A 22,434-nucleotide genomic window follows, 5' to 3' on the forward strand; every position below is an offset into this window, starting at 1 on the left:
AAAAATTCATCTGCAGTTAACTTTTAAAAAATTTAAAATCTTAGCACCTTTTTTTGTAATGCCATTTTTTTTAAACTTGACTTTAAAAAAAATCAATTATTTTTACTTGACTTCATATAGTTAGTCTACAGGTGAAAAAAATGAAAAATATTTATATCTAGATGTAAGATTAGATGAAGCTAAACGTTATATGCTTGAAGAAGGCAATAAAAAGATATTTGAGTTTGCATTAAAACTATTATACAGTTCATTTGAATCTTTCATTGTTAAATGCTATGTAGACATAAACTCTTCTAATGAAAATCGTATTTTATATTTTACAGAAAATACTTTTGGAGACTTAGGAATCAGTATTGATAGTAGCTTATTACATAATTTATTAAAAATAAAACTAGTTAGAAATTGCTATGAGCACAATGAAGGAAAGTGGAATGAGAGAACAGCTAAAAAATTATCTGAAATATTAACAGGGAATAAAGACCCTAATTTTTGCTTAAAGCTAAAAAATTCTAGCGGTGAAACAACTGTTACTAATGTAGAAGAAACTATAAAAACCAGTTATAATCAGGTAAGTAATCTATTATGGGCTATTGATATTTTTGAAAAAACTTACGGAGAAATCCAAAATATAACTACTCTTTAACGAAAAATTTAATGTAGATACTTTTTTATTAATCGTAGCATGACAGGGTATAGTATCAAAGCCTATCTTTTTTAATAGAACTTAAAATAGTTTGGTTTTTATAAAAACATTGTAAAAAAATTAAAATAAAACTAGAATAGAGCTACAAAATATAAAGGAGTAATTAATATGTGTGATAGAACAAAACTTATTGAATATATTGGGAAAACAGCAAGTTCAGTAATAGGGATAGGTAATCCACCATTAGGTGTTGCTTTATATGCGGCAACAGAACTTTCACAAATTTTATTTTCTTTTTCAGAAGGGAGGAGTCAAATAAGGGGCAAGAAAGTGGTTTCATTCCTTGAAGAAGCGATGAGGTTTATAGAAAATGAAATAGAGGATATAGACCAAGCTTTTTTAGAAGGTGAATATTTTATAGAAGTTTTGGAAAAAATTTTTATAAAGGTAGCGAATAATACAAGTGAATATAAAAAAGATATCTTTAAACAAATCTTTAGAAATGAAATAAAAAGAAGTACACCAAATGGACTGTCGGCTACATTTTTAAATATAATACCAGAATTAGATGATATAGAAATAAAAATGTTGAAATATATTAGTGAAAATCAATTACCTTTAATAATAGGAAGCGAGAATAATTGGATTAATGTCGAAAAAATTAAAGAACATCTTATAAATATTGGGATAGATCAAGCAATAATTGACGAGAGATTTGAAATGTATTTATATGATTTAAAATTTAAAGGTCTTTTAAGTAATCAAGAATTGATAGGTATAGAGAATATTCGTGTAACACCTTTAAGTGAAGGATTAATAAAATATATAAAAGCTGAATGATTTTAAAGAACTTTTTTAGAAAATCATAACTTAATTTTAAAATTATCAGGTCTATTGAATGTAGTAAATAAAATTAAATAATTAAGTGGAAGGTTGAATTTCAAATTGAGATAATCGATAAAAAGAAAGCTAATTTGTCAGCATAAAACCTTTGACCATGAACCAAACGTATAAAGCCGGGGTACATGATATAGACGATATAAGTCTATACATGTACTTCGGCTTTTATTTTATTTTTACTGGGATAATATTCTATCAGATTTAGGGATGTTTACAAATTGAGTCGGTGGGAACTCAATTACTCGAGAGGGTAAATAAATAGAAAAGATTTTTTATCACAGATTATATCTTTTGACTTTGAATTTCGAAGTTTATAGTCGTCTAGCTTCGGCAGTAAAGCACCTTGCGAGTTTCGTCGTGCCCACTATGCCCGTCAGGAATCCTACTAAGAAACGGGGATCACTGGCACTTGCAAGCAAAGACAATTAGAAACTTCTTGAACTTTTTCGTTAGTTTTTCTTTTAAGAGAAAAAGTAACCCGTATCAAAGGCGGAAACTTTGGAACTTGATTAATATACAGCTATTAAATATATTTTTAATTTTTAAGTAAACATTGAAAAAAGAAGGTCCTAAGGGTGCCACCCTTAACTGGCTCTGTTTCTTTTTATCTGAAAAGGAAATAGAGGAAAGAAAAGCAGACTTTTTCTAAATGATGTTATAGGGATAAGTCAGAGGTAATGTCCGTCTTTTAATTGCGACAGTCCTCGCTTCACTGCGGAACTTATTCTGTTGGACGACTAAGTAGAGTATTTACTGAGAAGCTAGGTAACATCTAGAAAAAGAAGTGAAATTCAAAAAAATTAAAAGATATCTTTTGACTTTAAATTTCGAAGTTTAAGTTTATTGAAATTCATTATGAAAAGGGAAAGAAGTTAAAAGATTTAAGCTAATAAAAATAATTTATGATATAATTTAAAGTAAAATAAAAAACGAGGTGGAAAATTAATTATGTATACATTTAAAGATTTAGGAATAAAGAGAGAATTTGTGGATTCTCTAAAAAAAAGCGGGATTCAAACTCCTACCCCTGTACAGGATATGAGTATAGAGGCAATATTAGCAAACAAGGATATAATAGCAGAAGCACCTACAGGAACAGGAAAAACTTTAGCTTTCCTTCTGCCTATGATGAACCTGATGCTCCCTAATAACAGCGGGATCCAGGGGTTGGTTATAAGTCCTACAAGGGAACTGGCAATCCAGATAGCAGAAGAAGCCCAGAAGATAAATTGCAATAAGATCAATATTCTTACGGTTTACGGAGGAAAGGAATATTCTAAACAGCTGAAAGAAGCCAAGGGTTCGGTAGACCTGATAATAGCCACACCGGGAAGGTTGGTGGATTTTATCAATCAGGGACTGGTTAAGTTAAATACTCTAAAAACATTGGTTTTAGATGAGGTGGATCAGATACTTCTTATGGGGTTTCAAAAAGAAGTGGAAATTATCTTAAGTAAAAGCAGTAAAAAAAGGCAGACTCTCTGTTATTCAGCAACACTTAATACTCAGGTAAAAAAAATAGCATATAAGATTACAAAGGATCCAGTGGTAGTAAAGGTAGAGGATAAAAATAAAAATGATAAGATGAAAAAATATCTGGTGGAGACTACAGACAGATGGAAGATAGATGCCCTTGCGACTATGTTGAATCGTACTAACCCGTTTATGGCTATTATATTCTGCAGAACCAAAGCCAGGGTAGATAAGATAGAGGCTAAACTGGAGGAGAGGGGTTACAATGTACAAAAGCTGCATAGTGACGTACCTCAAATTAAAAGGGAAAAAATTATAAAATCATTTAAAAAAGCTGAAATACAATATCTGGTAGCCACAGATGTAGCATCTCGTGGACTTGATATCACAGGGGTAACTCATATATTCAATGTAGATATACCGGAGAAGGCAGAAACATATATCCATCGTATAGGACGTACTGCCAGAGCAGGTGAAGAGGGAGAAACATATCTGTTTACAGATCCAAAAGACAGGAGGGTACTGGGAGAGATTGAATCGTTATTGGGGAAACCATTGGAAAGGGTAGAATATGACGGGGCAAAAGATGTGACTAACACAAATGATTCTTTTAAGAAGAAGTATAACAAGAAGATAAAAACAAGAAGCGAAGAAAGAAAGTAAATCTAAATGAAAAAATTGTAGGATTAAAAACTTTTTTTAGTATAGAATGATAGAGAAAATTTTATACAGGAGGAGGGGTTATTTTGAAGGAAGGTTTTACAGTTAATTTAGGTAATTTACTATTATCCCTGTCAGAATCTGTAGATATGGCTAATCAAAATTCACCGCAGCATCAGTTGAGGACAGCTTTTATTTCGTTAGAATTAGCAAAATGCCTTAAGTTAGATGAAACAACTATAGAAAATATATTTATAGCTTCTTTATTGCATGATATTGGAAAAAAAATTGATTCAGAAGAAAGTATAGATTATGAACTGCAGTGTATTAGGGGACAACTATTTGTTCAAGGGGTACCACTATTAAAAGATGCTGCTGAAATTATAAGATATCATTTTTTAGATTGGAAAGACTGGAAAGGGAGTATTGATAAACCTCTGACTATTTCTTCTCAAATTATTCTCCTTGCCAATTTTGTAGATATGATGATTAGCAGGGACAGGTATATCCTCCACCAGGTAGATAATATATGGAAGGAATTAATCAGATTAGAAGAGGGGATCTTAAATAGTAAGGTACTCCGGGGATTCAAAGAGATTTCAATCAGGGAAGAATTCTGGTTTGACCTTACATCAAACAGATTGTATTCAATACTTTTACATGAGGGGCCTCTGAAGAAAAAGGAAATTAATTTAAATGAACTTGCCAGTATGGGAGAGCTCTTTAAGGGTGTGATAGATTTTAAATCAAAGTATACAATAACTCATACTACGGGAGTATCAGCCTGTTCCGAGATGTTGGGGAACTTATTTGGCCTTACAGAGTTAGAAGTCAAAGTCTTGGGAATCGCTGCAAATTTCCATGATTTGGGTAAATTGGTAGTTCCGAATAATATCCTGGAAAAAAAAGGTAAGCTTATCAAGGAAGAATTTGAAATTATTAAAAGTCACCCCTACTATACCTATCAGGTTTTGAGCTCCATAGGCGGATTGCAGCAGATTGTTCATTGGGCCTCCTACCACCATGAAAGGCTCGATGGAAGCGGGTATCCATTTCATTGTGTAGCCAAAGATTTGGATACAGGAGCTAGAATTATAGCAGTCTCAGACATATTTATTTCCAGAATGGAAAGAAAATCATATAGAAATGAGATGGAGAAAGATGAGATATTTGAAATCATGAAAAAAATGGGCCGGAATAATTTTATAGATATGAAATTTGTAGACCTGTTGTTTGATAATTTTGAAATAATAGTAAACTATATTCGTATTAAACAGGAAAAAACTATGGATTTTTATAAAAACTATGTAGAATATACACGAAGATGAGGTATATTAAAAAACAAGCTGAATTTAGAGGAGATTCCTTCTAAATTCAGCTTGTTTTTGTCTGGATGCACACCACCTTGCTTTAAAAATATCCATAGATTCCATAAACTTGGATCATCAGTTTTTTAAATTTTTCCAACTCCTCAAAGGTATGAATAATATTCAATGTGCTGCCCTCATCATCTAAAATATAGACAATTGTTTTTTTTTCAAGATTTTTTTCTATGGTGGTTAACAGTCTGTCAAATTCCAGATAATTTTGATCGTGGAGTAATTTTTTTATATCTTTAATTTTTAAATTCAATGGATAACCCCTTATCTTTTGATATAAGTTCTGTGGACGTTTTTCATAGTCTCTATCCTGTATTCAGCATAGTGAGAAGCAGCAGCATCAGTAGAGATATTCTGCTCCTTGGCAATTTTATAGATCTCTAATAATCTGTCGTAGATTAATTCAGAATCATGTAATGCATTAGCTCTGTCATATCCTTTGATTTCATAGTAAACGTTGATCAGTCCGGCAGCATTGATAACGTAATCCGGAGCATAAACTATACCTTTTTCTTTTAAAACATCAGCATGGGAGTCTTCTTTTAACACGTTGTTTGAAGATCCGGCAATAGCTTTACACTTAAATTGAGGGATAGTGACCTCATTGATAACTCCTCCCAGTGCACAAGGAGCGAATAAATCAACATCTAAACCATAGATATCATCTGGAGCAACGAATTCAACTTCAGGATGCTCAAGCTTCATTCTGGCAATATGCTCTTCATTTACTTCAGTGAAGTAGATCTTTTTAGCTTTTTCTTTAGGATAAGTATCGGTTAAGAAATCATATCCCAATAAGTATTTGATTAAGAAATAACCAGTTTGTCCTGCACCCTGTACAGCGAAAGTTCTGTCAGCCACAGAATCAGATCCGAAAGCTTCTTTTAAAGTAGCTTTCAATCCGGCAAATACACCCCATGCAGTAACAGGTGAAGGGTTTCCACTCTTACCAGGTAATCCAACAACATGGTCGGTTTCCATAGATAAGAATAACATGTCTTTAGTAGTGGTATTAACATCTTCAGCAGTAATATATCTGCCATTTAATGATTGAACGAATCTTCCTAATCCTCTGAAATAAGCTTCGGATTTAACTTTCTTAGGATCCCCGATAAGAACAGTTTTCCCGCCACCAAGATTTAAACCGGCACAGGCAGCCTTGTATGTCATACCTCTGCTAAGTCTCAGGACATCTTCGGTAGCCTCATCCTCGGTAGCGTAATTCCATAATCTGGTTCCGCCTAAGGCAGGTCCTAAAGTAGTATCGTGGATACCGGTAATCCCCTTTAATCCGGTAGTTTTATCGTGAAAGAACACCAATTGCTCATGTCCAAATTTTTCCATATAGTCAAAAATTTTCATAAATACCTCCTAAAATTTAGTTTAAATTTCTCTATTACTATAATATATCATTTTTTTAAATTTTCAAAAAAATAAAGAAAAAAAGGAAGCTTCAACTTCCTTTTTCCTATTTCTAACTTTTATCTTTTGATATAAGTTCTGTTTATGTTTTTCATAGTTTCCATTCTATGCTCAGCATATTGAGAAGCAGCAGCATGAGTAGAGATATTTTGCTCGTTGGCAATTTTGTAGATGTCTAATAATCTATCATAGATTAATTCAGAATCATGTAATGCATTAGTTCTGTTATATCCTTTGATTTCATAGTAAACGTTGATCAATCCGGCAGCATTGATAACGTAATCTGGAGCATAAACTATACCTTTCTCTCTTAAAACATCAGCATGTGAGTCTTCTTTTAAAACGTTGTTTGAAGATCCGGCAATAGCTTTACACTTAAATTGAGGGATAGTTTCGTCATTGATAACTCCTCCTAGTGCACAAGGAGCGAATAAATCAACATCTAAACCATAGATATCATCTGGAGCAACGAATTCAACTTCAGGATGCTCAGCTTTCATTCTGGCAATATGCTCTTCATTTACTTCAGTGAAGTAGATTTTTTTAGCTTTTTCTTTAGCATAAGTATCAGTTAAGAAATCATATCCTAATAAGTATTTGATTAAGAAATAACCAGTTTGTCCTGCACCTTGTACAGCGAAAGTTTTGTCAGCCACAGAATCAGATCCGAAAGCTTCTTTTAAAGTAGCTTTTAACCCGGCAAATACTCCCCATGCAGTAACAGGTGAAGGGTTTCCACTCTTACCAGGTAATCCAACAACATGGTCGGTTTCCATAGATAAGAATAACATGTCTTTAGTAGTAGTATTAACATCTTCAGCAGTAATATATCTACCATTTAATGATTGAACAAATCTTCCTAATCCTCTGAAATAAGCTTCAGATTTAACTTTCTTAGGATCTCCAATAAGAACAGTTTTTCCACCACCAAGATTTAAACCAGCACAAGCAGCCTTGTATGTCATACCTCTACTAAGTCTTAGTACATCTTCAATAGCTTCTTCCTCAGTAGCGTAGTTCCATAATCTAGTTCCACCTAAGGCAGGTCCTAAAGTAGTATCGTGAATACCAGTAATTCCCTTTAATCCAGTAGCTTTGTCATGAAAGAACACCAATTGCTCATGTCCAAATTTCTCCATGTAGTCAAACTTTTTCATTATTAATCCCCCTTTGAATTATATTGTTTTATTTACAAACATTTGAGTTGTTAACTTGTCACTAATAACTTTATAATCTATTTTTTTATAAAAATCAAGGCTTTTTTTTAAATAAAAAATGTTTTTTTTGACAAGGAACACATGTACCATATTATAATTACTTTATATGTTATATAGTCCGATAACTTTTTAATATAAAATTTAAAATAAAAATAATAAAACCTACCCAAATACATAAAATCTACAAATAAAATCTAAATAAAAATAATTTATGATATAATAAATAGTAATATTATTATTAATATCTGGTCTTATTAAAACTATTTAATTTAAAATAAAAATAATAATTAATATATTTTCATAAAATCAAAAAAATTGATTTTAAAATGAAAAAAATAGAAGGAGAAAATAAAATGAAAAAAGCAGTATTATTAGATGTAAGTGCGATTATGTATAGATCATACTATGCACATATGAACCTTAGAACAAGTTCAGAACCTACCGGTGCAACCTTTGGATTTTTAAATACACTCTTAGGAGTACTGAAAGAATTTGAACCTGAATATATAATAGGGGCTTTTGATGTAAGCAGAAAATCTTTGGAAAGAACTAAAGTTTATGATAAATATAAATCGGACAGGAAACCCATGCCCGATGATCTGGCTTTACAGATAAAAAGAATTGAAGAACTCTTAGATGTATTTAACATAAAAAAAGTAAAGATAGAGGGCCATGAAGCCGATGATGTCATAGGAACCTATGCAAGGAAACTGTCAAAAGAAGGGATAGAAACATATATAGTCACCGGGGATAAAGATCTTTCCCAGGTTTTGGACGACCATATAAATATTGCTCTCTTAGGTAAGGGTGACGGGAAAAGCAGATTTGGGATCTTGCGAACCTCTGAAGATGTAGTGGCACAACTGGGAGTGACACCGGAATTAGTCCCGGATCTATTTGGACTTATCGGAGACTCCAGTGATGGTATACCAGGTGTGAGAAAAGTAGGTCCTAAAAAAGCAGTTCCAATGTTAGATTTATATGGAAACTTAGAGGGGATATATGAAAATGTGGAAAAACTAAGTGATATACCTGGAATAGGAAAGGGACTGGTAAAAAATATTATCGAGGATAAGGAACTGGCATTTTTAAGCAGGGAACTGGCAGTGATAAAAACGGACCTCGATCTGAATTTTAATTTAACAGAGATGAAATATAATAAAGATTTAAATAAACTGATAGAACTGTGTAAAGAATTAAACTTTAAAAGTTATATCAAAAGATTTACTTTGGAATTTGAAAAAAGCGAAAAAGACCCGGAAGGTGAACCAGCTTTGGATATCCAAAAAATGGAAACTACAGAAGGATTAGACTCTCAAAGGCAGGCTGAACTAGAAAGTGCTTTAGAAAAGATTTTAAAAGTTATAGATACAGTGTCTATAACAACGGAAGAATTCAAAATCATAGAAAAAAAGATAGGAGAAAATTTTTCTGAAAAAAAGAAAAAAGAAGAAAAGAAAGAAGAGGACAAAGATACAGAAATTTTAGAAAAAAAAAAGTTAAAGAGAAGTAATATTGTGGACCTGGACGGGATAAAAAAATTAAAGAGTGAGATAAAGAAATCTGCCCAGGTGGCACTCTTTGCAAATGAAAGCGGAATAGTATTTATTACAGATAAGGGAAGCAGATATGTGTCTTTAAATCCAAGTGCTCTCATAACAACTGAGATAACTTTAGATGCCCTAAAGCCATTATTTCAATTGGATACACCATATGTAGTCTATGGATATAAAAAATTATTAAAATCAGGGATAGATCCAAAAAATATAAAGTGTGATATATTTATAGGGAATTATCTTTTGACCAACCATACAAAGGAAGAGTTTGAAGACCTGGTTATGGATAGAGATGGTGAGATTCTAAAAACACAGAGTGAGATCTTGAAGGAAAGGTCCATTAAGAAGATGAACTTAGAAGAGATGCATGAATTTTTAGAGGCCAGAGCTAAATTTCTATACAGATCAGGAGATAAATTCCTGGAGGAATTGAAAGCAGATAAATTAAAAAAAATATACAATATCGAGATGGATCTGGTTAAAGTCCTATATAAGATGGAAGAAGAAGGGATCCTGATTGATTTGGATTACTTCAAGGAATATCAGGCAGAATTAGCTGTAAAATTAGATGAGATAATTCCTCAAATCAAAGCTGAAGTAAAAAAAGGTGTGGAACATAATCTCAATATGATGGAACTGACTGAAGGGGAGATCAGGGAGAGCCTCCTGCAGCTGGGGAAACTTAACTATAAGAAAAAATCAGAATATACTGTATATGAGCAGAAGATAGAGGAAGCTGATCTGGAGGAACTGTTGAATAACCAGCTGGTATTCAACATTGCATCACCTAAACAATTGGGAATAGTATTGTTTCAGCTGATGAAATTATCCAAGGTAAAGAAAGAGTCGGTAGGAGTAGAAGTACTGGAAGTGCTCCGGGACAGGGATGGAGAAATGATAGCTGAAAATATCTTGGAATATAGAAAATTAGCTAAATTACAGAGTACCTATGTAGAGGCACTGCCTAAATTGATTGATGAAAACAGCAGGCTGCACACAACATTTAACCAGACAGGAACGGCAACAGGAAGACTGTCATCTTCCAATCCGAACCTGCAGAATATCCCGGTGAAAACACCAGAGGGGATAAAGATCAGACAGGGATTTGTGGCAAAAGACGGGTATAAACTGCTGGCTATCGATTATTCTCAAATAGAACTCAGAGTTTTGGCTGAGATCAGTAAAGATGAAACTCTGATCCTTGCCTATGAACAGGATAAAGACCTCCATGATCTCACAGCTAGAAAATTATTTTCTTTGTCAGAAGATGAAGAGGTAAGCCGTGAAAAAAGATCTTTGGCAAAAATCGTTAATTTTAGTATAATTTATGGGAAAACAGCATTTGGATTATCCAGTGAGCTGAAAATAAGCCTCGGTGAAGCCAAAGAATATATCTCCAGATACTTTAGCCAGTACCCAGGGGTAAAAGCTCTGGAAACAAAGATAATAGAAGAAGCTAAACATGATGGATTCGTAAGAACCCTCTATGATAGAAAAAGAACGATAGATGGGATAAATTCTTCCAATAAAAATATTGTGAAGCAGGCTGAACGGATGGCAGTAAACTCTGTGATCCAGGGAACGGCAGCAGATATTTTAAAAATAGTAATGGTAGAATTAAATAAAAAACTAGAGGGCAGGGAAGATATAAAGATGAACTTACAGGTTCATGATGAACTGATCTTTGAAGTGAAAGAGGAAAAGATCAAAGAATATGCAAAGCTTATAAAAAATATAATGGAAACAACTGTAAAACTGGATCATGTAAAGTTAAAGGCTAATGTAGCTATGGGTTATAATTGGAGTGAGGCTAAATAGATAGGAGTGAAGATGTCATATACATTTAGGATAAAAGATGAAATTTTTAGTAAAGAGATCGATAGTTACGATGAAAATCTGGCTGAGATCTATGGAATACTTTATTCGAAAAATGCATTTTATGAAAAAAAAATTGAGATAACTTTGGAAAACTACCCTCTTTCACAGAGGGTGGTGGAACTCTTTAAAAAATTAACTGATTTAAAAACATTTATAAAATATTCTATCAGTAAAAAACTGGGGGAACATAGGGTGTATGTGGTGACCATACCATACCAAATGGGATATAATAAGTTTTTAGATTCCTTCAGGTTGATTGAGGAGCAGTTGGATCAAAGGGAAGATCTGTATAATGGTTTTCTCAGGGGGTTATTTTTAGCCTGTGGATATATAAAAGACCCGGAAAAAGAATATGCCATTGATTTTTTCATAGATTCAGAAGTAGTAGCTGATAAACTCTATCTGCTTTTAAAATCCAGGGATAAACGGTGTTTTAAGACAACTAAAAGGAACAAATTCTTGATATACCTGAGAAATTCAGAGGATATTATGGATGTTTTGGTGGCAGTGGGGATCCTGAAAGAATTTTTTAAATATGAAGAAACTATAATGATGAAAGAGATAAAAAATAAGACTATTCGTGAGATAAACTGGGAAGTAGCCAATGAGACTAAGACACTGAATACAGGGAGAAAACATGTACTTATGATAGAGTATATAGACAGAGAAATCGGTCTGTCTTCTCTGACCCCGGTATTGCAGGAGATGGCTATGCTGAGGTTGCAAAACCCGGAATTTTCCCTCCACGAATTAGGAAATCTGATTAATTTGAGCAAATCCGGAGTTAGAAACAGATTCAGACGGATAGAAAAGATCTATAATGATTTAAAAGAAGAAAAATAAATAAGGAGTATAGTATGAAAATCATAGATGATATATTTCAATTAAAGGGGAAAAATCACGATCTATGTGTGGCGATTGGAGCATTTGATGGAATACACGAAGGTCATAAAGATGTTATTGAAGGAGCAATTAAGAGGGCAAAAAAAATAGGCGGGAAATCAGTGGTGTTTACCTTTGATAAACACCCAAAAAACTTTATGTCCCACAAAACAACTCCTAAATTGATAAATACAAAGGAGGAGAAGATCCACCTTTTGGAAAAATTAGGAGTAGATTATGTTATATTTCAAAAATTTGACAAACATTTTTCCTCCCTTACACCATTGGAATTTTTAAAACTGTTAAAGACCATCAGAACCCGTGAAATCTTTGTAGGATTTAACTTCAGATTTGGTGCAGGAGGAGCAGCTACCGTTGATGATATGATAGAGATGGGAAAAACCTGCGGGATAGAGGTAAACAAGACAAATCCTGTTACTTCGGGCAAAAAAGTGATAAGCAGCACTTTAATCAGGGAACTTATAACCTGTGGTGAGTTAGACAGGGTAAAAAATCTATTGGGTTATAATTTGTTTATAATAGGGAATGTAGTTCATGGGAAAAAGTATGGACATCAATTAGGGTTTCCTACAGCAAACTTAAAATTAATCGATAAGATCTACCCTCCCTTTGGGATCTATGGAGCCAAGGTGCAGATAGAGGGGTATGACAAAGTCTATGATGGTGTGGTAAATATAGGTAGAAATCCCACCCTGAAAGATGGAGAACTCAGTGTAGAAACTCATATATTGGACTTTTCAGATTATATATACGGGAAAAAAGTTATTGTGGAGTTGATAAAACATCTCCGGGATGAAAAAAAGTTTAATTCCATAGACGAATTAAAGACAGCCATCGCCAACGATGTTTTGATATGGAAGGGATATCTGCAAAATAAGTAATTTATAGTAGGGGTAATTTATGAATTACCCCTACTGTAAATTAATATCAAAAAAAAATTAAAAATTAAAGAAGGTAAAAATGAAATTAGAGATTAAATTAGAAAATTTTGAAGGTCCCCTGGATCTTCTGCTCCACCTTTTGGAAAAAAAAGAGATGAAGATAACAGAGGTAAAAATAAGTACCCTTATAGATGAATATCTTTCCCTCATAGAGGAAGCCAGAAAGGAAAGTATATCTATCAAGGTGGAATTTTTAGGTGTAGCCAGCGAGTTATTGGAGATAAAAGCACTATCCATCTTAAATATGAGGGAGAAGGAGAAAAAAGAGGAAGCCCTTTCCCAAAAACTTGCAGAATATAAATTGTTTAAGGAATTAAGTGAAAAAATAAGGGAATTGGAAAATGAATACAATATTTCCTATACTAAATTCAGTAAGGGGAAAAATATAATAAAGGTTCCAAATACAGATTTTGATCTGTCCAACTTGAGCGGAAACTTGATCTTTGATATCTATTCTAAATATATAAAAAATACAGATGTGTATGAGATTGATATTGAGGTTAAATATGACCTAAAAGAGGAAAAAAATAAATTGTGGAATAGTCTGCCTATGGGGAGAGAAATCTATTTAGAGGATATATTTTCCAAAGCTGTAGACAGACTACATCTGGTATACCTGTTTTTATCCCTCCTGGAGTTATATAGAGATGATGATATTGAGATACTGCAACACGGAATAAGATTAAAATCTCCTTGCGGGGTGATCTAGGATGTTTAAAAGTGGTATTTTAATCATGATAATCACCTTGGCCAGCAGAGTTTTAGGCTTGGTCCGAACAGCACTTATTGCATATTATTTCGGAGCTACCAAATATACAGATGCCTACTTTAGTGCTTTTAAGATAAGTAATTTTTTCAGACAATTATTGGGAGAGGGAGCCTTAGGAACGGTATTTATCCCTGTCTACAATGATAAGGAAAAAAAATACGGGGCTGAGAGGTCTAAATCTCTGATCTATTCAGTCTTAAACCTATTATTTATATTTACAACTCTGATAACCATCCTAATGGTTATCTTTTCCGATAATATAATTAATTTTATTGTGACAGGATTTCCGGAGGAAACGAAAATTATAGCTTCCAGACTCCTAAAAATAATGGCTGTCTACTTTGTATTCATAGGTTTAGCCGGGATGATCTCTGCCATATTAAATAACTTTAAAAAGTTTTTAATACCTGCCAGCACCTCGCTATTTTTTAACTTTGCCATAATAATCAGTATTATGGTTTATGGTAAAAAATACGGTGTAACGGCAATGGCAGCAGGAGTAGTTGCAGGGGGAGTGTTACAGTTTTTAGTGGTTCTGCCTGCCTTTATAAAGATAGTAAAACACTATGAATTTAAGATAGACTTTAAAGATAAAGATCTGAAAAAGATCTTTTTATTGATGATTCCCATGCTGTTAGGGATCTTTGCCAGACAGATAAACAGTGTAGTGGATCAGTTCTTTGCATCCCACCTGGCCAGCGGAGGGGTATCTGCGTTAGAAAATGCCACAAGGATATATAATCTGCCTCTGGGAGTATTTGGTATTTCCATAGCCACAGTAATCTATCCTACCCTGTCTAGGGCTGTTTCAAACAATGATACCGAGACAGTGAGGAAGAGTCTTCAAAGTGGATTGAATTTTTTACAATTTTTAATCATACCCAGCATGGGGGTCCTGATATTTTATGCTCAAGATATAATAAAATTGGTTTTGGGGCATGGACAGTTTACACAAAACTCCATAACGGTCACCTCTGAGAGTTTAATCTATTATTCGGTGGGATTATTTTTCTATACGTCAGTACATCTTATGAGCCGGGCATTCTACGGAATGAAAGATACCAAAAGGCCTGTTATTTTTAGTGTTATATCTATCACAATAAATATAATTTTAAATGCAGTATTGATCGGTCAATTCCAGCATAAGGGACTGGCACTGGCTACAGCCATAGCATCCATGGTTAATTTTATGCTGTTATACATTACATTCAATAAAAAATATATAAAGTTAGACCTGGCTTATATAGTGAAATTTAAGCTTAAAGTTATTATAAGTACAGCCCTGGCCCTGGGTGGAAGTTTTTACCTGGATAATATTTTTATAAAACTGATAGTTTTTTCCGGGATCTATCTGGCTCTCTGGGCATGGCCGTTAAAGAGGAAAAAGTTAGAGGTGTTTTAGAGAAAAGTTAGATAGGGGAATTAGAAAAAGCAGATGGGACAATCCCATCTGCTTTTTCTAATTCTTTATTGACCCTCTTACTATATCTCCCCTGCAAGTGTTGCAACCATAATTGCCTTTATCGTATGTAATCTATTTTCTGCCTGTTTAAATACGATAGATTTACTTCCTTCAAAGACTTCATCTGTAACTTCCATCTCCTGAATACCAAATTTTTCCCAGATATCTTTTCCTACAACTGTCTTCTGATCATGAAATGCCGGAAGGCAGTGTAAAAAGATAGAATTTTTTGCAGTCATATCCATAACATTGCTATTCACCTGGTATGGAAGTAATTTTTCTATTCTTTCCTTCCAAATCCCTTCTTCCTCTCCCATAGATACCCATACATCTGTATAGACTACATCGGTATCACTTACACCTTCTTCCAAAGAATCTGTAAAGGTAAGTTGAGCACCTGTAGTTTCAGCAATTTCCTGAGCTTTTTTTATTAACTCTTCCTCTGGAAAAAGGTCTTTTGGAGCTACGATTTTAAAATCCATACCGACCAAAGCTGCACCTATCATAAGGGAATTACCCATATTATTTCTTCCATCTCCAAGGTAAGCCATCTTTATCCCTTCTAATTTACCAAATTTTTCTTTGATGGTCAGAAAATCTGCCAAGATCTGCGTGGGATGAAATTCATCGGTAAGACCATTCCATACAGGTACCCCTGCAAATTCCCCCAATATCTCTACAGTCTCCTGGGCATATCCTCTATATTGTATACCATCATAAAAACCGCCCAGTACTCTGGCTGTATCCTTTATAGACTCCTTCTTTCCAATCTGGCTTCCAGAAGGTCCCAGATATGTTATATTAGCTCCCTGATCCATAGCTCCCACTTCAAATGCACATCTGGTTCTGGTAGAATCCTTTTCAAAGATAAGAACGATATTTTTTCCCGAAAGATATTTTTTTTCCGTCCCTTCCTTTTTATCCTTCTTTAACTTGGCTGAAAGATCCAGAAGATAGTTAAATTCCTCTGGAGTGTAATCCAATAACTTTAAAAAGTTTTTATTTTTTATCATTTTTCCCCCTTGAATCCCTGAAATATATTTTTTAATACGATATAAATTTCTTCAATCTCCCCTACTTCCACATTTAGAGGTGGGATGATTCTCACTACATTATCTCCGGCCCCAACTAAAAGTACATTATTTTTCAGTGCATATTTTATAAAGTTGCCAGGATTTTCATTTAATTTTAATCCCTGTAAGAGTCCGATTCCTCTCACCTCTTCTATAAGGTCAAATTCCTTTTTTAGAAGTTCTAATTTTCCCTTGAGAAGTTCTGCTTTTTTATCTACTGTATAGAGGATACCCTTGTCAACAAGTTCTGTTAAAACGGTATTTCCAACAGCACAGGCAAATGCATTTCCCCCAAAGGTAGTCCCGTGATCTCCAGGAACAAAAATGTCAGCTTTTTCATTGACAAGAACTGCCCCTATAGGGATTCCTCCTCCAAGCCCCTTTGCCATACACACCACATCAGGGATAACTCCAAATTTTTCATAGGCAAAGAAACTCCCGCTTCTACCTGCACCGCATTGAATCTCATCGAAGATAAGCAGGCAATTCCATTTATCGCAAAGTTCTCTTAATTTTTTTAAAAATTTAACCTCAGCCTTTATTAAACCTGCTTCCCCCTGGATAGGTTCAACTATGATTGCACAGGCTCCAGACATCTTTTTAATAATATCATTGAGATTATTAAATTCACATTGCTCGGTCCCGCCTATGAGAGGCTTAAATTCATTTTGATACTTAGACTGTCCCGTCACAGAAAGAGCTCCCATAGTTCTTCCATGGAAAGAATCCTTCATATAAAGGATCTTACTTTTCCCATGAGCTTTTAATTTCCCGTATTTTCTGGCTATTTTGAGGGCCGCTTCCACAGCTTCGGTTCCGCTGTTGCAAAAGAATACCTTATCATGATCACTCAATCCCACCAGTTTTTCAGCCAGTTCAGATTGTTCGGCAGTATGGTAAAGATTTGAGATATGAAGTAGTTTTTCACTTTGTTTTTTGATAGTCTTTATTATTTCAGGGTGACAATGACCCAGAGAATTTACAGCTACTCCAGATACAAGATCCAGATACTCGCTATCTGCTTCATCATATAGTTTCATACCCTTTCCCGAGATAAAAACTTTATCGGGTCTGTTATAAGTATTTATTAACATCTTAGCCTCCTTTATTTTTCTTTAATATTCTCTATAATCAGCCATAATCATAGTTCCGATGCCATCTTTGGTGAATAATTCCATCAAGATACTGTGTTCCTTCTGGCCGTTTAAAATGTGCACCTTTTCCACCCCGTTTTTTAAGGCAGATACAGATGATTCTACTTTGGGAATCATCCCGCCGCAGATTATCCCATCTTCTGTAAGCTTTCCCACTTCTTCCATGCCTATCTCATGTATTAGGGTATCCTTATCATTTATATCCCTATAGATCCCATCTATATCGGTCATCAATATAAGTTTTGCAGCCTTTAGAGCACTAGCTATCTCCCCAGCCACATAATCGGCATTTATATTGTAGGTATTACCATCCTTATCTGTTCCCAGGGGTGCTATTACAGGTATTATCCCTGCTTCCAAAAGATTCTCGATGATCTCGGTATCTATTTTTTGTACCTGTCCCACATAACCTATATCTATTTTTTCTCCATCTATATTTATATATTTTTTTTCTGCCATGATCATATTGCTGTCTTTACCTGTAATCCCCACAGCTCTGGTGCCGTTTTTATTCAAAAGGGAGACAATCTCCTTGTTTACCTTTCCGCCTAAAACCATCTCTACAATATCTATTGTTTCCCTGTCTGTCACCCTGTTCCCCATCTTAAACTCAGGTTTTTTATCCAGTTTATAGAGCATCTCATTTATTGCCGGTCCCCCACCATGTACAACTACTGGAAGCATTCCTACATATTTTAAAAGAGCTATATCCCTTATGACTTTTTCCCTGGTCTCCTCATCTTTCATGGCATTCCCGCCGTACTTTATAACCACTGTTTTCCCATGAAACTCCATTATGTAGGAGAGTGCCTGAGACAATATCTTAACGTCTTCCATTTCTTTCCCCCTTAAGTTGTATATGCCCCGTTAATTTTTACATAGTCGTAGGTTAAATCACAGCCCCAGGCTGTAGCCGAATACTCACCGTCTTTTAAATCAATCTCTACTTTAACTTCTGGTTTAAGTAAAATTTCTTTGGCTTTATCCACATCAAATTTTACTCCCATACCATCCTCGGCTATTTGAATTTTTTCACCTTCACCATAAAATGAAATATCTATATTGTTGGGATTAAATTCAGCATCTGAATAACCCACTGCACAAAGGATTCTCCCCCAATTTGCATCGGCACCAAAGAAAGCGCACTTAGTAAGATTTGATCTGATAACTGATTTTGCAGATATTCTGGCATCTTCTAAAGTTTGGGCATTTTTGACCTCTACCTCTATAAGTTTAGTAGCTCCTTCCCCGTCTTTGGCTATCAATTTAGCTAATTCTGTGTTGATATAGATTAAGATATCTTTGAATTTTTCAAAATTTTCTCCAACAGTTTCAATTTTTTTATTCTCTGCCAATCCATTTGCAATAACCATAGCCATATCATTGGTACTGGTATCACCGTCTACAGAGATCATATTATAAGATATATCCACACTATCTTTAAATGCCAGATCCAGCATCTCCTTACTGATATTTAAATCTGTAACCAAGGTCGAAAGCATAGTACCCATATTCGGATGAACCATTCCAGACCCTTTGGCTATTCCGGCTAATGTTATCTCTTTTCCGTCTATTTCAAAGGAAACAGCAATTTTCTTTTCCGATGTATCTGTAGTTAACATGGCTGTAGCTGCATCATGACCTCCTTGGTCAGATAGATTTTCACACCCTTTTTTTATGGCTGAATCTATTTTTTCCATGTCTAACTGTACACCTATGATTCCAGTTGATTGTATTATTACCTCTTCTTTGGCTACCCCCAATATATCGGCAGTAAGCTGGGCCATGGTATAGGCATCTTCTAATCCTTTTTTACCGGTGCAGGCATTGGCATTTCCGCTGTTAACCACTATTACTTTAGTTATGGGGTTTTTAATATGTTCCATATTCATCACTATGGGGGCTGCCTTTACCTTGTTTTTTGTAAATACAGCTGAGGCTACGGGATTTCCTTTCGAATGAATAACACAAAGGTCCTTTTTACCGCTTTTTTTAAGCCCCCCTGATACTCCACTGGCAGTTATTCCAGCAACATCTGTTATAGTTTTTCCTATAAGTAATTTCATGATTTACCACTCTCCTTAAATAAATTGTTATTTATAATAATAGCCTTAATAGGACATCTTATATACTGCATCTTTTTAAATTCTGATAACTCCTTTTTTTTTACGATACCCATATTTTTATCCTTATCTTCACCCGTTGTAGAAACTTTATTCACCTTATCCCCCTTTAAGTTGATTTAAGGAAAGATAGAGATAAAATCTATCGATTCGGCTTCCTCAAATCCAAACATCACATTCATATTCTGCACCGCCTGTCCTGCTGCACCCTTCATAAGGTTATCTATGGCCGATATAATTATTACTCTTTTGGTTCTTTTGTCCACTCTTATGGAGATATCGCAATAGTTGCTCCCCTTTACCCATCTTGTTTCAGGTAAGGTATCTTTTATTCTTATAAATTTATCCCCCTGGTATTCATCTGAATATATCTTTTTTAACTCTTCTTCTTTCGTATCTTCCCTAAGTTTTGCATAGATAACCGATAAAATTCCCCTATTCATAGGTACCAGATGGGGAGTGAATGTAAGAGTCACCTCTTTTTTACTGATCTTACCAGCCTCTTGTTCTATCTCCGGTGTATGTCTATGCATTCCTACGGCATAAGCCTTTATAGATTCGCTGCATTCACACATAAGGCTGGGGATTGAGGCATTTCTACCGGCACCGCTTACCCCGGATTTTGCATCTATGATGATGGAATCTGTATCGATAAGGTTATTTTTTAAAAGTGGAATTACCCCCAACAAACTGGCTGTGGGATAGCACCCTGGATTTGCCACAAGATTACTATCAGCTATCTTTTCCCTGTTTAATTCGGTGAGCCCGTACACAGCCTGAGGTAAGATATCCTTTCCTTTACAGGGAACCTTATACCATTCTTCATATTTATCTGGATCATCAAGGCGAAAATCTGCCCCCAGGTCTATTACCTTCACCCCCATATCCAAGGCTTTCTTTGTGATTTCAAAGGCTTTTCCATGGGGAAGAGCTATGAAGAGAAGGTCTATTTTACTCAGATTTTCTTCAACCTGTGTACTGGAGATACACACCTTATTAAATTCACGGGAGTAATTCTCATAGATGCTGGAAAACTCCTCCCCCCCATAACTGTGAGATGCAATAAATTCTATTTTTATCCGGGAATGGGTTCTCAATAACCCTAAAAGTTGTTGACCAGCATACCCGGTAGCTCCTAATATTCCGACATTTTTCATCTGTTTTTCCCCTCCGATTTATGAACTTTTTTGCTTTAAACCTCTATTTTTACCTGTTTTACCCTATTTTTTTGTATAAAAAATGAGCCTACCGAAAATTTGGCAGACTCCTTGGAATCGACAAAATCTTATCGGTTATAAAAAAAATATTAAATTATATGATCTGCTTCCCCTAAAGCTTTCCCTTAGCATCTGTGTTCCTCCTCAAAATATTTATTTAAAATTTTACAAATAAAAAACCTGGTATAAGCACTTAAAATGGACTTCTACCAGGTTATCTCTAAAAACAAAAGTCAGCAATATTATTGCTGACCTGTTAATAAACTTTTTATATACTCATCAAAAACATTAGTCTTTGAATCTTTGCACAAAAAATTAGTTAGATTAATCAAGCCATTTTAAAATGATAGGTTTGTTGGGTTTAATTTTCCTCATCCTGCTGCTCCTGATTAACATAACAATTCCTCCTTGTGATTTATTTTTTAATTTAAAGTATGTTAACAAATGTTATTTGAATGTGTCAAGCTTTTTTTTTATTTTTTATTATCTGCCTATCTGGATGCAACGTCATCTTGCTTTTTTATAACGATATGTGTTATTGTTTGGTTAAAAAATACTAAAAAGTAGATTAAAAATAGGAGGAATACAGTGTTTGACTATCATATTCATTCGGAATTTTCCGATGATTCAACGGAAAAAATAATAAATATCGTGGAGGAAGCTATAAAAAAAGGCGGTAAAAAAATATGTTTTACAGAGCATAAGGAGTTTAATTACCCCGATAAAGATATTGAATTTAATTTAGATTATGAGGGGTATAAAAGAGAATTTGAAAGGATACGATCGATCTATGGGAAGAAGATAGAGCTTTATATGGGGGTTGAGATAGGAGTACAGGCAGGGGAAAAAAATATACAGGAGATAATCGAGTATACAAAAGAACATGAATTTGATTTTATTTTGGCATCTGCCCACTGTTTAGAAGGGGCAGGGTTATACGGTATGGATCCTGATGTAAAAAATTTAGATAATCTTTTTGCCGGATATTTTCGTGAGATGTTAGATGTGTTTAAACATTTTAACGATTATGATGTAGTGGGTCATATAGACTTATTAAGAAGATACTTTTTAGAGGCACAAACCCATGAGTTAGGGGAATCTAAAGAGGTATTGAGGGAACTTTTTGCCCACATAATACAGGAGGGAAAAGGGATAGAGATAAATACAGGGGGGCTTTTTTATGATTCTGCAAATATAAATCCTACCTTGGATATACTCAAACTGTATAAAGAAGCGGGAGGAGAGATAGTAACTATAGGCAGTGACTCCCACATAGCCGAAAGGGTACTCAGTAACTATGAAAAAGCCGTGGATTATTTAAGAAGTGCAGGGTTTGAATATGTGACTACCTTTGCCCGAAGAAAAAAAGAATTTCATAGAATAAAATAATATGAGGAAAATTTATGAAAAAATTAAAAAAAAGAAGATAAGTTTAAAGCCTTAATTTTAAAAGGATAAAAAGGAGATTTATAAATTATTTCTCGATAGAATTTGGCTATATTAAAAAAAAAAGTTTGAAAAATCATCTAAGGGTGCTATACTTATAAAAATTTATAAATTATATCTCAGGAGGAAAAAAATGTTTAATCAAATGTTCGCTATCAGGCATCATCATCACCACTAACAGGGTTTGTATTCTTTAAAAAGATACAGATCCATTTCGT

The 22,434-nt window shown here is 34.3% G+C and carries 19 protein-coding genes; 10 read left to right on the top strand and 9 right to left on the bottom strand.

Annotated elements, in window-relative coordinates; genetic code table 11:
• The first annotated feature begins 190 nt into the window (after positions 1-190).
• The 4 genes from DYH56_RS13145 (at position 191) to DYH56_RS13160 (ending at position 5,004) form a co-directional block, all read left to right on the top strand.
• Positions 191-643 carry a hypothetical protein gene (locus tag DYH56_RS13145; RefSeq protein WP_114643340.1) on the top strand — a complete coding sequence of 151 codons (453 nt, stop codon included), beginning with the start codon at positions 191-193 and terminating at the stop codon, positions 641-643.
• Between the two features lie 168 nt (positions 644-811).
• Positions 812-1,483: a hypothetical protein gene (locus tag DYH56_RS13150; RefSeq protein ID WP_114643341.1), complete on the top strand. Its 672-nt coding sequence runs from the start codon at positions 812-814 to the stop codon at positions 1,481-1,483.
• Between the two features lie 1,008 nt (positions 1,484-2,491).
• Positions 2,492-3,679 carry a DEAD/DEAH box helicase gene (locus DYH56_RS13155; protein ID WP_114643342.1) on the top strand — a complete coding sequence of 396 codons (1,188 nt, stop codon included), beginning with the start codon at positions 2,492-2,494 and terminating at the stop codon, positions 3,677-3,679.
• 83 nt (positions 3,680-3,762) lie between these two features.
• Positions 3,763-5,004, top strand: a complete 1,242-nt coding sequence (locus tag DYH56_RS13160; protein ID WP_114643343.1) for an HD domain-containing phosphohydrolase — start codon at positions 3,763-3,765, stop codon at positions 5,002-5,004.
• A gap of 82 nt (positions 5,005-5,086) precedes the next feature.
• On the opposite strand, the gene DYH56_RS13165 is transcribed toward DYH56_RS13160, so the two are convergent.
• The 3 genes from DYH56_RS13165 to DYH56_RS13175 all read right to left on the bottom strand — a co-directional run bounded on the left by DYH56_RS13165 (position 5,087) and on the right by DYH56_RS13175 (position 7,634).
• Entirely contained in the window at positions 5,087-5,308 is a 222-nt protein-coding gene (locus DYH56_RS13165) for a hypothetical protein (RefSeq protein WP_114643344.1), read from the bottom strand.
• A gap of 11 nt (positions 5,309-5,319) precedes the next feature.
• Positions 5,320-6,417 carry a Glu/Leu/Phe/Val family dehydrogenase gene (locus tag DYH56_RS13170; protein WP_114643345.1) on the bottom strand — a complete coding sequence of 366 codons (1,098 nt, stop codon included), beginning with the start codon at positions 6,415-6,417 and terminating at the stop codon, positions 5,320-5,322.
• 119 nt (positions 6,418-6,536) lie between these two features.
• Positions 6,537-7,634: a Glu/Leu/Phe/Val family dehydrogenase gene (locus tag DYH56_RS13175; RefSeq protein WP_114643346.1), complete on the bottom strand. Its 1,098-nt coding sequence runs from the start codon at positions 7,632-7,634 to the stop codon at positions 6,537-6,539.
• A 413-nt stretch (positions 7,635-8,047) separates the two neighbouring features.
• On the opposite strand from DYH56_RS13175, the gene DYH56_RS13185 reads away from it, so the two are divergent.
• The 5 genes from DYH56_RS13185 to murJ all read left to right on the top strand — a co-directional run bounded on the left by DYH56_RS13185 (position 8,048) and on the right by murJ (position 15,143).
• Complete coding sequence (locus DYH56_RS13185; protein ID WP_233500044.1) at positions 8,048-11,068, top strand: DNA polymerase; 3,021 nt, start codon at positions 8,048-8,050, stop codon at positions 11,066-11,068.
• A gap of 12 nt (positions 11,069-11,080) precedes the next feature.
• Positions 11,081-11,971: a DNA-binding protein WhiA gene (gene whiA, locus DYH56_RS13190; RefSeq protein WP_114643347.1), complete on the top strand. Its 891-nt coding sequence runs from the start codon at positions 11,081-11,083 to the stop codon at positions 11,969-11,971.
• Positions 11,972-11,985: 14 nt separating this feature from the next.
• Entirely contained in the window at positions 11,986-12,912 is a 927-nt protein-coding gene (locus DYH56_RS13195) for a bifunctional riboflavin kinase/FAD synthetase (RefSeq protein WP_114643348.1), read from the top strand.
• Positions 12,913-12,991: 79 nt separating this feature from the next.
• A complete protein-coding gene (locus tag DYH56_RS13200; RefSeq protein WP_114643349.1) occupies positions 12,992-13,681 on the top strand; it encodes a segregation and condensation protein A in 690 nt (229 codons plus the stop codon).
• Between the two features lies 1 nt (position 13,682).
• Positions 13,683-15,143 carry a murein biosynthesis integral membrane protein MurJ gene (gene murJ, locus DYH56_RS13205; RefSeq protein ID WP_114643350.1) on the top strand — a complete coding sequence of 487 codons (1,461 nt, stop codon included), beginning with the start codon at positions 13,683-13,685 and terminating at the stop codon, positions 15,141-15,143.
• Positions 15,144-15,223: 80 nt separating this feature from the next.
• Here murJ and argF read toward each other — a convergent pair whose 3' ends face one another.
• The 6 genes from argF to argC are packed head-to-tail and all read right to left on the bottom strand — an operon-like array spanning position 15,224 to position 20,710.
• Entirely contained in the window at positions 15,224-16,216 is a 993-nt protein-coding gene (gene argF, locus DYH56_RS13210) for an ornithine carbamoyltransferase (protein ID WP_114643351.1), read from the bottom strand.
• Positions 16,213-17,370, bottom strand: coding sequence for an aspartate aminotransferase family protein (locus DYH56_RS13215; RefSeq protein ID WP_114643352.1), 1,158 nt, complete (start codon positions 17,368-17,370; stop codon positions 16,213-16,215). The genes argF and DYH56_RS13215 overlap by 4 nt, the downstream gene beginning before the upstream one ends.
• A gap of 21 nt (positions 17,371-17,391) precedes the next feature.
• Positions 17,392-18,267 (bottom strand): acetylglutamate kinase, encoded by an 876-nt coding sequence (argB, locus tag DYH56_RS13220; protein ID WP_114643353.1) that lies wholly within the window; start codon positions 18,265-18,267, stop codon positions 17,392-17,394.
• Between the two features lie 11 nt (positions 18,268-18,278).
• On the bottom strand, positions 18,279-19,496 hold the full coding sequence (gene argJ / locus DYH56_RS13225) for a bifunctional glutamate N-acetyltransferase/amino-acid acetyltransferase ArgJ (RefSeq protein ID WP_114643354.1): 1,218 nt from the start codon (positions 19,494-19,496) through the stop codon (positions 18,279-18,281).
• Positions 19,493-19,651, bottom strand: a complete 159-nt coding sequence (locus DYH56_RS16030; protein ID WP_158539156.1) for a hypothetical protein — start codon at positions 19,649-19,651, stop codon at positions 19,493-19,495. The genes argJ and DYH56_RS16030 overlap by 4 nt, the downstream gene beginning before the upstream one ends.
• Before the next feature lie 21 nt (positions 19,652-19,672).
• Positions 19,673-20,710: an N-acetyl-gamma-glutamyl-phosphate reductase gene (gene argC, locus DYH56_RS13230; RefSeq protein WP_114643355.1), complete on the bottom strand. Its 1,038-nt coding sequence runs from the start codon at positions 20,708-20,710 to the stop codon at positions 19,673-19,675.
• Positions 20,711-21,358: 648 nt separating this feature from the next.
• Here argC and DYH56_RS13235 point away from each other — a divergent pair.
• Entirely contained in the window at positions 21,359-22,159 is an 801-nt protein-coding gene (locus tag DYH56_RS13235) for a histidinol-phosphatase HisJ family protein (protein ID WP_158539157.1), read from the top strand.
• Positions 22,160-22,434 lie beyond the last annotated feature (275 nt).

This window comes from Psychrilyobacter piezotolerans, from assembly GCF_003391055.1.
In the GTDB taxonomy this organism is placed as follows: Bacteria; Fusobacteriota; Fusobacteriia; order Fusobacteriales; family Fusobacteriaceae; genus Psychrilyobacter; species Psychrilyobacter piezotolerans.